Raw genomic sequence first — 12,852 nt, 5'->3', positions numbered from 1 at the left:
TATGAAAACGAATTAGCCATTTAAAAACAAGAAAAAGAGGTTTAGTGCTGTAATGAACGCTAAAGAAATATTTCAAGTTTGGCAAAAAGCGCCTAATGTGCCCGATTATTTAAAGAAGCAACTAGAACAGTTGGGACAAGATCCGAAATGGATTGAAGATGCTTTTGGCCAAGAAATTAATTTTGGAACTGCCGGTATGCGAGGCCGACTTGAACCGGGAATTAATCGGATAAACCTGTTTACAATTGGCTGGGTAACAGAAGGGCTAGCAAGATTAATTGATGAAAAAGGTTCTGAGGCGCAAAAACGAGGCGTAGTCATTTCTTTTGATTCAAGATATCATTCACGTGACTTTGCTGAACATGCGGCTCGGGTTCTTGGAGCCCATGGTATCCACGTCTACCTTTTCGATGACTTGCGACCAACGCCTGAATTGTCTTATGCAGTCCGTTATCTCCATACATTTGCTGGTATTAACATCACAGCTTCGCATAATGCCAAACAATATAACGGCTATAAAGTGTACGGTGAAGACGGTGCCCAAATGGGACCAGACGATGCTGATCGTGTTTTCGACTATGCACAAAAGATAACAAACATTTTTCAAGTTAAGACTGCTGAAGTTCAGGAATTACGTGCCAATGGCACTTTGGAATTAATTGGTGAAGATCTTGATGAAGCCTATTTAGCTGAATTAAAAACAGTTAATGTTGATAAAAAACAGATTAAGCAGAATGCAGATCAATTAAAAATTGTCTATACACCACTCCATGGTACAGGCAAGATGCTTTATGAGCGTGCCTTTAAGCAAAACGGGTTCGTTAATGTTTACCCTGTAGCAAGTCAATCGATTATTGATCCTGAATTTCCAACAACTAAGAAGCCTAATCCTGAGTATCGTGATGTTTTTGATCCAGGAATTGAACTTGCCAACCAAGTAAATGCTGACTTGATTATTGCGACGGATCCGGATGCAGACCGAATGGGAGCTTGTGTAAGGACAAAAGATGGTGAATTCCAGGTTCTGACTGGTAATCAAATTGCCACTTTGATGATCTATTATCTTTTAGTTAACTTAAAAGACAATCATCAACTAGCAAGTGACTATGAATTAATCACTTCAATTGTTTCAAGTAGTATGCCACTGAAAATCGCACAAGACTTTGGAATTAGAACCAAAACAGTGTTAACCGGCTTTAAATTTATCGGCGAAGAAATTGACCGAATGAACAAGGAGCACGATGGCCTTTTCCTAATGGGCTTTGAAGAAAGCTATGGCTATTTATTCAAACCATTTGCACGCGATAAGGATGCAATGCAGGGCGCAATTATGTTTGCAGAGGTTGCCTCGTACTATGCTTCTCGTCAAATGACTGTTTTGGATGGCTTAAACGAGATCTGGCAAAAGTATGGCACATCATATGAAATCACACGCGCAATTGAAATGCCTGGCATCGGTGGACAAAAGAAAATGACTCAATTAATGGCTAAATTGCGTGAAAGTCAGTTAACCGAGATAAATGGGGTAAGAGTTTCTAAAATTGAAGACTACTTATTGCAAGAACAGTTTAGTGGAAAGCAAAAACAACCATTTACTGACTTGCCTAAGTCCAATGTATTGAAGTACTATCTTGCCGATGATACTTGGCTTGCTCTAAGACCATCAGGCACTGAGCCAGTTATTAAAGCATACGTTGGGGTTAACAAGCCGGACATTAAACAAGCTGAAGCGGCAGCGCAGGACTATCAAGAAGCTTTAGCACAACTTTTAAAATAAAAACAAAAGACGTGCGAAAATACGTTCGAGGTAGTAGAATAGAATAAACGAAATAAAGGTTGGACTTTTTGGTCCAATTTTTTTATGAGGAGCCTATCTATGATTAAACGACAAGATAAACGAAAATTTGAGCTTGTCTCAAAGTTTAAACCTGCAGGAGATCAAGAGCAGGCAATTAATAAATTAACTGACGGCTTTAAAAAAGGTTATAAGGAACAAATTCTTGAAGGAGCTACTGGTACAGGTAAAACCTTCACGATGGCTAATGTTATTGCCAATTTGAACAAGCCGACATTAGTAATTTCACATAATAAAACTTTGGTTGGTCAGTTGTATGGCGAATTTAAGGAGTTTTTCCCTAACAATGCAGTTGACTACTTTGTTTCGTACTATGACTACTACCAACCTGAGGCTTATGTACCCCAGTCGGATACCTATATTGAAAAAGATTCATCAATCAATGACGAAATTGATCAGTTGCGTCACCAAGCTACCAGTGATTTGATGGAGCGAAACGATGTGATTGTCGTAGCATCTGTTTCTTGTATTTACGGTTTGGGTGATCCAAAAGAGTATTCTGCAAGTGTGATTACGGTTCATGAAGGCGATGACTATGGGCGTAATACATTGCTGCGCAATCTTGTAAATATTCAGTATGATCGAAATGATATTGACTTCCAGCGCGGACGGTTTAGAGTGCGCGGAGATGTTGTTGAAGTCTTTCCAGCTGGTAACTCAAGTCATGCCTACCGAATTGAATTTTTTGGGGATGAAATTGACCGAATCGTTGAAATTGATTCTTTAACAGGTGAGGTAATTGGTGAGCGTGAGAGTATTTCACTATTTCCAGCTACGCACTTCATGACTAATGAAGAACAAATGCGCAGAGCGCTTAAAGCTATTTCGCAAGAAATGAAACTTCAAGTTAAGAAGTTTGAGGGAGAGGGAAAACTCCTTGAAGCGGAAAGAATTAAGCAGCGCACTACTTTTGACATGGAAATGATGGGAGAAGTTGGTTTTACCAGTGGAATTGAAAATTATTCAAGACATATGGAAAATCGAAAAGAGGGCGAGCCACCTTATACTTTACTTGATTTCTTCCCAGATGACTTTTTAATTCTAATTGATGAGTCCCATGCCACGATGCCCGAAATTCGAGCAATGTACAATGGTGACCGTAATCGAAAGAAAACGTTAATTGATTACGGCTTCAGATTACCATCTGCATTGGATAACCGGCCTTTAAAAATTGATGAGTTTGAAAAGCATGTAAATCAAATTATGTATGTTTCTGCTACACCTGGTGATTATGAACTCGAGCGAACTGACCACAAGGTTGAGCAGATTATCCGACCAACAGGATTGTTGGATCCGAAGATTGAGGTCCGACCGGTTGAAGGTCAAATTGATGATTTGGTCGGTGAAATTAATAAGCGAATTGAGCGTAATGAACGGGTCTTTATCACTACATTAACTAAGAAAATGGCAGAAGACTTGACCGATTATCTAAAGGATTTAGGGATTAAGGTTCAATATCTGCACTCTGATGTAAAGACACTTGAAAGAATGCAAATACTGCGTGACTTACGAATGGGCAAGTATGATGTGCTAATTGGAATTAACCTTCTTCGTGAAGGTATCGATGTTCCTGAAGTTTCATTAGTCGCGATTCTTGATGCCGATAAAGAAGGCTTTTTACGAGCTTACCGCCCACTTGTTCAAACAATGGGACGTGCATCGCGTAATTCTAATGGTGAAGTAATTATGTATGCTGACACAATCACAGATTCTATGCGGGAAGCAATTGAGGCAACGCAGAGAAGACGTAAATTGCAAATCAAGTTTAACGAAGAACACGGTATCACACCAAAGACAATCGTTAAGCCGATTAGAGACGTGATTTCTGCCACCAAGGCTGTTGATGAAGTTGCTGAGACTGATAGCTTTGCTGATCTTAACTTTGATGAACTAACTGTTAAACAGAAGAAGACGATGATTAAAGATCTTCGTCAGCAAATGCAAGAAGCCGCTAAGAAACTTGATTTCGAAGGTGCTGCAACATTGCGTGACGCAATCATGGAACTTGAAAGTTCAACAAGAAAACCAATTGAGAAAAAGGGAAAAACACTAAATGGCAAATGATAAGATTGTAATTCGCGGGGCACGTGAACACAATTTAAAAGATATTAATTTAACAATTCCAAAAGATAAAATGGTGGTAATCACTGGTTTATCGGGTTCTGGTAAGAGCTCGCTTGCCTTTGATACACTGTACGCTGAAGGTCGTAGACGTTATGTTCAATCACTGTCTAGCTATGCTCGTCAATTTTTGGGTCAAATGGACAAACCGGATGTTGATTCAATTGATGGCTTAAATCCGGCAATTTCAATTGATCAAAGAACTACTTCACACAATCCTCGTTCAACAGTGGGTACAGTTACTGAAATCAATGACTACTTGCGTTTACTATGGGCTAGAGTGGGTCATCCAATCTGTCCGAATGATGGAACGTTAATTGAAAGACAATCCGTTGAGCAGATGGTTGATCGAATTTTAGCATTGCCTGAAAGGACTAAAATTCAGCTACTCGCACCTGTAATCAGATCTAAGCGTGGCGCTCACAAGGAAGTATTTAAAAGGGTTCAACGTGCTGGTTATGTGCGTGTGATTGTTGATGGCGAGATGCATGATATCAGTGAGGATTTTGATTTAGACAAAAATAAACGCCACACCATTGATATTGTCGTTGACCGGTTGGTAGTCAAAGAAGGTATCAAATCACGTCTTTTTGATTCAGTGGAAGCTGTGCTAAGGCTGTCAGAAGGATACATGGATGTTGATATTATTGATGGTGAGACACTGAACTTTTCTGAGTTCTATGCTTGTCCTAAATGTGGTTTTACAGTAGGTGAAATGGAACCACGTTTGTTCTCCTTCAATGCACCGTTTGGTGCTTGTCCAGATTGTGATGGATTGGGAGTGAAGCGTTCAGTTGATGAAGATTTAGTTGTTCCTGATAAAAGTAAGACACTAGCTGAGGGGGCAATTGTCCCTTGGAAGACTTCAAATTACTATGGTGGGATGCTTCAACAAGCATGTGACGCATTAAAGATTCCAATGGATAAACCATATAGTAAATTGACCAAAAATCAAAGAGAAATCTTGATGCATGGCTCTAAGAAAGAAATTTCTTTTCATTTATCTGGTGAATTTGGCGTGAAGAACACCACTGCACCATTTGAAGGCGTAATGGAAAACGTTGAAAGACGTTACATGAACCCAATGTCCAAATTTATGCGCGATGTCATGGGTAAATACATGACAGAATTAACGTGTTCAACTTGTCACGGCAAGCGCCTTAACCAAAAAGCTTTAGCAGTTAAAGTTATGGGAAAAGATATTTCGGAAGCATCTGAAATGTCGATTACCAAGGCTTTGGAATTTTTCAATAACATTAAATTAAATGAACAAGAAACAATTATTGCTAAACCAATTCTTAAAGAAGTGCGAGATCGACTATCCTTCTTGAACAGTGTTGGCCTAGACTATTTAACGTTATCTCGTTCCGCTAACACTTTGTCTGGTGGGGAAGCTCAAAGAATTAGATTAGCTACACAAATTGGCTCAAACTTATCTGGTGTAATGTATGTTCTGGATGAACCATCGATAGGGCTGCACCAACGTGATAATGATCGCTTAATTTCTGCATTAAAACGAATGCGTGATCTAGGTAACTCGTTAATCGTCGTTGAACACGATGATGAGACAATGCGCCAAGCTGATTACCTCGTTGATATGGGTCCTGGTGCTGGTAGTTATGGTGGTGAAGTAATGGCCGCCGGAACTCCAGAAGAAGTTGAAGCTAACCCAAAATCACTTACAGGACAATATTTGTCTGGTAAAAAATTTGTGCCGGTTCCATTAGAAAGACGTAAAGGTAACGGAAAAAAGATTACCATTACCGGTGCCGAAGAGAACAATTTGAAAAATCTTAAGGTTGAGTTTCCACTTGGTAAGCTAATTGTTGTCACTGGCGTGTCAGGTTCTGGTAAATCGACTTTGGTTAACATGATTTTAAAACGCGTATTAGCGCAAAAACTGAATCGTAACCAAACTAAACCTGGTAAATATAAGAGTATTTCTGGCTATAAAAATATCGAAAAAATAGTTGATATTGATCAGAGTCCAATTGGTAGAACACCTCGAAGTAACCCAGCTACTTATACTAGTGTTTTTGATGATATTAGAGCATTATTTGCTCAAACTAATGAATCAAAATTACGTGGTTATACTAAAGCTCGTTTTTCATTCAACGTCAAAGGTGGACGTTGTGAAGCTTGTCGCGGTGACGGTATAATTAAAATTGAAATGAACTTTTTGCCAGATGTTTACGTACCTTGTGAGGTATGTCACGGCAATCGTTACAACTCAGAAACGCTTGAAGTCACATATCGTAAGAAGAATATTGCCCAAGTCCTTGATATGACCATTAGTGAAGCTTGCGACTTTTTCAAGAATATTCCAAAAATTGCCCGCAAGTTGCAAACAATCGTCGATGTAGGATTGGGTTACGTGAAATTAGGTCAATCTGCGACTACTTTATCTGGTGGAGAAGCGCAAAGAATGAAGTTAGCAGCAGAGTTACAAAAAATTTCGACTGGTAAGAATTTTTATATTCTAGATGAGCCAACAACTGGTCTTCATACTGATGATATTAAGCGTCTGCTTGAAGTAATGCAGCGGCTAGTTGATCAAGGTAATACAGTATTAATTATTGAACATAACCTTGATGTGATTAAAAATGCTGACTGGCTAATTGACCTTGGTCCTGACGGTGGTGAAGGTGGTGGCACAATTGTTGCAACTGGTACCCCTGAAGATGTTGCTAAAGTAAAGGAAAGTTATACAGGACAATATCTTGCCCCTGTTCTTAAACGAGACACTGCGCTGACTAAAGAAGCAGCGAAAAAAGCAAAGAAATAGTATTTATTTACATACAAAAAGTGTAAAATATCGGACAGGGAGGAATAGAAATGGATAATTTTTCAAATTACAGAGAAAGACGCGGCTTTAATTGGGCTGCACTTATCTCCGGCATATTAATGATTATTGCAGGAGTATTTTTAATTAGTCACCCAAATAAGGCTTTACATGCATTTGTCTTGCTGTTTGCGATTATTTCAATAGTCCAAGGTTTTGTCTGGCTCGCATTTTATAGTCGCTTTCGTTATTTTGTTTCCTTTAGTTGGATTTCAATCGTTACGGGGGTTTTGGATATCATCATTGGTATTTTATTCCTCTATTCATACGATGCAGCAGGTTTAACCATTGCATACTTATTTGCCTTCTGGTTCCTGTTTGATTCAATTTCTGGAATTATTTTCACGTGGCATTTACGCAGTTTATCTGGTTTTTATTTCTGGGTAAACATGATACTGAATATTTTCGGGCTCTTGATTGCAGTAGGATTAATGTTCAACCCAATGCTTTCAGCATTGACATTAATTTGGCTCGTTGCCTTCTGGCTATTTATTTTTGGAATAAGCGAAGTAATTGCAGCATTTGCTCATAGATAAAGATTGAAAAAGTTCGTAATGAACTTTTTTTTTGACCTGAAATGTGAAACACCCGGTATGTTATAATTTGAGTAGAGGGGAGTGCAACATGACTAATAATAAAAAACAATTGTTGATTGTCACTGGAATGAGTGGGGCTGGAAAGACTGTCGTTTCGCATTCCTTAGAAGATATGGGATATTTTGTTGTTGATAATTTGCCTCCAACCTTACTTTCAAGTTTCTGGGATTTAATTGTCAACTCGGATGATTATTCTAAAGTAGCAGTGGTAATTGATTTAAGAGTGCGCAGTTTCTATAAGGACTTAATAAATGAAATAAGTTCACTTGAGGATAATAGCTGTGTTCAAACACGGATTATCTTTTTGGATGCTTCGGATGATATATTAGTTGCTCGCTATAAAGAAACAAGGCGTGTTCCGCCACTAGTTCATGGTGGGAGGCTACTTGATGGCATTATTGAAGAGCGACATATTCTTGCAGGAATTAAAAATCGTGCTAATGACATTATTGACACGTCAAACCTTACTCCTCAAGAATTAAAAGAAAAAATGTTTGAAGAATTTAGTGATCAAGAAAAGCAGCCATTTTCAATTGAAGTTCTTTCTTTTGGCTTTAAATATGGTCTGCCAATTGATGCTGATCTTGTGATAGATGTACGCTTTTTACCAAATCCATTTTATATTTCTGAATTACGACCTTTCACGGGACTTGATCAACGAGTTTTCGATTATGTGATGGATAAAGATATTACACAAGTATTTTATGAAAAACTGTTAGATTTATTGAGAACAGCCATGCCTGGGTATATTAAAGAGGGAAAGAGTAAGTTAACTATTGCGATTGGCTGTACAGGTGGTCAACACCGTAGTGTAGCAATTGCAAGGCAGCTTGCACATGATTTGTCACAAGACTATCCAGTTGATATAACTCATCGCGAAATTAGCAGGTATACCAGAAAAAGGTGAAAATATGACATATAGCGATTCCAAAGTGATTAGGGTAACGAGAAGTAGAAGACCCAAAATTGTTGTAATTGGTGGTGGAACGGGTCTACCAGTTGTTTTGAGTGCGTTAAAAGAGCAAGATGCGCAAATCACAGCAATTGTGACAGTTTCAGATGATGGCGGCTCTTCTGGAACAATTCGTAACTTCATTAATGTTGTTCCACCAGGTGATATTCGTAACGTATTAGTTTCTCTAAGTGACATACCACAAGAACAAAAAGATGTTTTTCAATACCGCTTTGATTCATCGGACTCGTTTTTCTCAGGCCATGCGATAGGTAATTTGATTATTGCCGCTTTAAATGAAATGCATGGTAATATTTTTGATGCTGTTCAATCATTGTCAAAAATGATGCGCGTAGATGGGCATGTTTTCCCAGCTTCAAACGAACCTTTAACATTGAATGCGGAATTTATTGACGGAACAATCCAAGCGGGAGAAAAGGAAATAACTAACAAGGACAAGCGAATCAAGCGTGTTTGGGTAACAGATACGAATTCTAATAAAGAACCGGAGGCTGTTTCACCTGTTCTGGACGCAATAATGCAAGCTGATGCGGTTGTTTTGGGTCCAGGAAGCTTATTCACTTCAATTCTTCCTAATTTGATGATACCTAATCTCGGTGAGGCTGTTAGAAAAACAAAAGCCGAAGTTATTTATATTTGTAATATCATGACTCAACTTGGCGAGACTGATCACTTCTCCGACTGTGATCATGTTGACGTTATCAACAGGCATCTTGGGGGTCATTATGTAAACACAACTTTGGTTAATGGTGCCAAAATTGACATGTCAAAATTTAATCCTAAGGATTATGATGCCTACATTGAGCCTGTTAAAAATGACTATGTTGGCTTGCGAAAGCAAGGCTGCCGGGTAATCACAGATGACTTTATTGACCAACGAAGCGGCCTTGTGTTCCATGATGGTGAAAAAGTGGCAAACGAGATAATTAATCGTGCATTTACGGCAATGTCGACCAGAAAGACTACGGAGTAACTAATGGCAAGTTATGCAAGTGAGGTAAAGAAGGAACTAACCTCCTTACCAATTCATCCTGAGCACGCAAAGGCTGAACTAGCTGCTTTTTTGCGGATGAACGGTGTTTTAAATTATCATGACCGTATGTTTAGTCTTGATATCACAACTGAAAACCCAGCAATTGCTCGACGAATTTTTTCTTTAATAAAAACAGCGTATCGTGTAGAACCGTTATTAATCGTTTCGCGTAAAATGAAATTGAAGAAGAATAACCAATATCTGGTACGTCTGCAAAATCATGTCAAAGAAATTTTGACTAATTTGGAAATCTTAGCACCAGATTCAGGTTTAATCACGCGAATACCTAAAAGAATAATTGATTCGCGCGAGGGTGCAATGTCGTATTTGCGTGGTGCGTTCTTAGCAAGCGGGAGTGTAAATAATCCGGAAACAAGCAGGTATCACTTGGAAATATACTCTGCTTATGAAGATCACAACAATGATTTATTAGAACTAATGAATCATTATTTTAATCTTAACGCCAAAACAATTAGTAGAAGGCGTGGTTATATAGTCTATCTTAAGGAAGCAGAAAAAATTGGTGATTTTCTTCATGTTGTTGGTGCGGTCAACGCAATGTTATCCTTTGAAGACTTAAGGATTATGCGTGATATGCGCAATTCGGTTAATCGCTTAGTTAATTGTGACACGGCAAATTTGAAAAAGACTGCCAATGCTGCTGCTAAACAAGTTGAGGATATTGAACTAATAGAACGTAAAATCGGGCTTGAAAATATTCCAGAAAAGCTGCAGGGAATCGCAAGATTACGGCTGACCAATCCGGAACTGTCATTAAAAGAAATTGCTCTGCAAGTTCCGGATGGACCTATTTCAAAGTCAGGTGCAAATCATCGTTTTGCTAAACTACATGAAATGGCACAGAAATTAGAAGAATAAAAAAGATCTCCGAGCTATTTAGCTTGGAGATCTTTTAGTTTAATTAGTATCTAACTACTTCTTTTGGTTGACCATAATTTCATCAATTAAGCCATAATCCTTTGCTTCTTCAGCAGTTAGGTAGTTATCACGTTCAGTATCTTTCTGAATCTTTTCAAGTGGTTGACCAGTAGTTTCGTGAAGAATCTTATTGATCTTTTCACGACTCTTTAAAATTTCATTAGCTGCAATTTGAATATCAGTCTGTTGGCCTTGAGCTCCACCTAAAGGTTGGTGAATCAATACAGTAGAGTTAGGTAAACCAAAACGTTTACCCTTTGCACCACTGGTTAATAAAATGGAAGCCATTGAAGCTGCCATTCCGATTGCAATAGTTGATACATCTGACTTAATGAAGTTCATCGTATCCATAATTGCTAAACCAGAAGTAATTACACCACCGGGTGAGTTGATATAAAGGGAGATGTCCTTAGTGTTGTCTTGAGCATCAAGGAATAATAACTGGGCAATAATTGTATTTGCCATGTCATCATTAATTTCTCCACTGAGCATGATAATTCGATCTTTTAGCAAACGAGAATATATGTCATAAGCGCGTTCGCCACGAGCAGTTTGTTCAATAACTGTAGGTACAAGCATCTTTTTACCTCCTAAAATTAAAGTCATTTTTGTTAGCACTCTAATAAGTACAGTGCTAATTAAATCACTTACATTAAATGCTGTCAATGAAAGTGTATTAATTTTGTATTCTAAGTTACAATGTTCTTATTATATAATACGAAAGTAAACTAAAATATTGGAGGAATAATTTTGAAGCTTTTTAAGAAAATTGCAATTCTTGTGACAACAATGCTTGCTGGCCTAGCATTGTCAACTGGTCTTGCAATTACATCGGTTGAGGCTGATTCTAATCAATCGCAGCAGCCAACGCAAGGAGAAACTAAAACCACTCCTAGCAAGAATAGTAATCAGGGAGAAAATACCGATGAGGAAAATGACAGTGGTGATCCCAATAGTCAACCTGATCCTGGTAATACCAACTCTGATACTCAGAATGATAAGCAGCCGCTAGTAAAAAAGAAAACACCTAAACAAGTAATAACAGGCTATGCAATGATGACTAAAGTTGCTGGTAACAAAAACTATAAGGTTTGGGCAAATGTAACAGACGGTAAAGTTAGCAAAAAAGTCGCTGACGGGATTAATTTTCAATATAGCCATATTCAATCAGACCAACTAATTGAAACTAAAAGTGCACGCTATTGGCGAATTTATGTTAATGGTCGAAAAGTTGGTTATGTAAATGAAAAATTCTTTGCTAGAAACCAAATTGCTGTTCCTAAGACTATTAGCCTGGTTAACAACGAATTTTATGAATTTTTCACACGGGATGCAATTTCATACGTAACTAATTACATGGGTACGGTTATTAGTAATGATGATGTAAAAGTTTCGCGTGAGACTATCTCTTGTGCTACTCCAAAAACTTATACAGTTAAATATACATATGGTGATGCGACAGCAAGCGTCAAAATAACTGTTAGAAAAAGCACTACTGAAGGAATTGCTGATCCTGATGTAACTAATTCGTTCCCTGCGCAGCCTGGTACAAATGAACACCAAGCATGGAAAACACATTATGGTTCTTCAGTTAATTACATTAGTCCTACAGAATACACACCAGAAACAGAATCACATACTCTAACAAGTGGTAATATGACTCTGAAGACAAGATTTTATCAACCAGTTCTTCTGAGCGTAAAGGATCCAACCGATGATAATATTAATCGTGTTGGCCATATTCCAGAAGGTGTAACTGTTTCAAACGGCTGGGCTTATACCAGTTTATTGAGTCACACTTATTTAAGCTCTGGTCACATTGTTGGTTATGATTTGAATAAGTTAACTAATCCATATAATGCTCAACATCTTTTAGACATGTCACAAAAAGACTTTAATAATTACGTTAAGCATATTAAAGTTAGTCCATATATCCCAATTGGTCACGGTCAAGCAATGGGTGCAAGTGACAAGTATATCTATGTGATTAACAATGATAATAAATTAAATGAAACTACTGACTCAGAAGAAATTGTTCAAATTCGTAAGAGTGATTTACAAATTAACAAGATTTGGACAATGAAAACTTGGGTAGGTGACCAAAATAGTCCGCGTTACTTCCATAACGGTGTAATCATGAACGACTATGAAATGTACACGGTATATCATGATACTAAGAATAATCGCTATGAATATTGGCAACTAACTCGTACTGGTGACAACTGGAATCCAAAATTAGTTGGTAAGACAGATGGCAATTTTGTTAACAACAATTCACCAGTTCAAGGTTTTGCTTATGATCCAGATCATAAGAATTTTTACTTAGCATTTAATGATTTAATCTTCAAAATTGGTCGCGATGGAACTTTAAAGGATCACTATTCATTTGATACTGGTCGTGAAATTGAAGGTATTTCAGTACATGATAGTAAACTTTACGTTAACTTAGCACAACGTGCAGAGTTATTAGTAAGCATGAACATTGATTAAAAA

At 37.8% G+C, this 12,852-nt stretch carries 9 protein-coding genes; 8 read left to right on the top strand and 1 reads right to left on the bottom strand.

The window, feature by feature from the left end; all coding sequences use genetic code 11:
* The first annotated feature begins 52 nt into the window (after nt 1-52).
* The 7 genes from H3T48_RS05780 to whiA all read left to right on the top strand — a co-directional run bounded on the left by H3T48_RS05780 (nt 53) and on the right by whiA (nt 10,299).
* Complete coding sequence (locus H3T48_RS05780; RefSeq protein ID WP_198188855.1) at nt 53-1,777, top strand: phospho-sugar mutase; 1,725 nt, start codon at nt 53-55, stop codon at nt 1,775-1,777.
* 99 nt (nt 1,778-1,876) lie between these two features.
* Complete coding sequence (gene uvrB / locus H3T48_RS05775) at nt 1,877-3,919, top strand: excinuclease ABC subunit UvrB (RefSeq protein WP_198188854.1); 2,043 nt, start codon at nt 1,877-1,879, stop codon at nt 3,917-3,919.
* On the top strand, nt 3,909-6,761 hold the full coding sequence (gene uvrA, locus H3T48_RS05770; protein WP_198188853.1) for an excinuclease ABC subunit UvrA: 2,853 nt from the start codon (nt 3,909-3,911) through the stop codon (nt 6,759-6,761). Before uvrB ends, uvrA begins: the two co-directional genes overlap by 11 nt.
* A gap of 50 nt (nt 6,762-6,811) precedes the next feature.
* Nucleotides 6,812-7,354 carry an HdeD family acid-resistance protein gene (locus H3T48_RS05765; protein ID WP_122034729.1) on the top strand — a complete coding sequence of 181 codons (543 nt, stop codon included), beginning with the start codon at nt 6,812-6,814 and terminating at the stop codon, nt 7,352-7,354.
* 88 nt (nt 7,355-7,442) lie between these two features.
* Nucleotides 7,443-8,321 (top strand): RNase adapter RapZ, encoded by an 879-nt coding sequence (gene rapZ, locus H3T48_RS05760; RefSeq protein ID WP_109715311.1) that lies wholly within the window; start codon nt 7,443-7,445, stop codon nt 8,319-8,321.
* A gap of 4 nt (nt 8,322-8,325) precedes the next feature.
* On the top strand, nt 8,326-9,360 hold the full coding sequence (gene yvcK, locus H3T48_RS05755) for a gluconeogenesis factor YvcK family protein (RefSeq protein WP_198188852.1): 1,035 nt from the start codon (nt 8,326-8,328) through the stop codon (nt 9,358-9,360).
* 3 nt (nt 9,361-9,363) lie between these two features.
* Complete coding sequence (whiA, locus tag H3T48_RS05750) at nt 9,364-10,299, top strand: DNA-binding protein WhiA (RefSeq protein WP_074425566.1); 936 nt, start codon at nt 9,364-9,366, stop codon at nt 10,297-10,299.
* A gap of 54 nt (nt 10,300-10,353) precedes the next feature.
* On the opposite strand, the gene clpP is transcribed toward whiA, so the two are convergent.
* Nucleotides 10,354-10,938 carry an ATP-dependent Clp endopeptidase proteolytic subunit ClpP gene (gene clpP / locus H3T48_RS05745; RefSeq protein WP_198188851.1) on the bottom strand — a complete coding sequence of 195 codons (585 nt, stop codon included), beginning with the start codon at nt 10,936-10,938 and terminating at the stop codon, nt 10,354-10,356.
* Nucleotides 10,939-11,109: 171 nt separating this feature from the next.
* On the opposite strand from clpP, the gene H3T48_RS05740 reads away from it, so the two are divergent.
* The gene (locus H3T48_RS05740; protein ID WP_370567530.1) at nt 11,110-12,849 is read left to right on the top strand and encodes an SH3-like domain-containing protein; all 1,740 of its coding nucleotides are present in this window, start codon (nt 11,110-11,112) and stop codon (nt 12,847-12,849) included.
* The last annotated feature ends 3 nt before the right edge of the window (nt 12,850-12,852 follow it).

It is taken from the genome of Lactobacillus sp. M0403 (genome assembly GCF_016101265.1).
Taxonomy (GTDB): Bacteria; Bacillota; Bacilli; order Lactobacillales; family Lactobacillaceae; genus Lactobacillus; species Lactobacillus apis.
The sequence above is the reverse complement of the archived record's forward strand: the minus strand, read 5'-3'. Positions and strand labels throughout refer to the sequence as shown.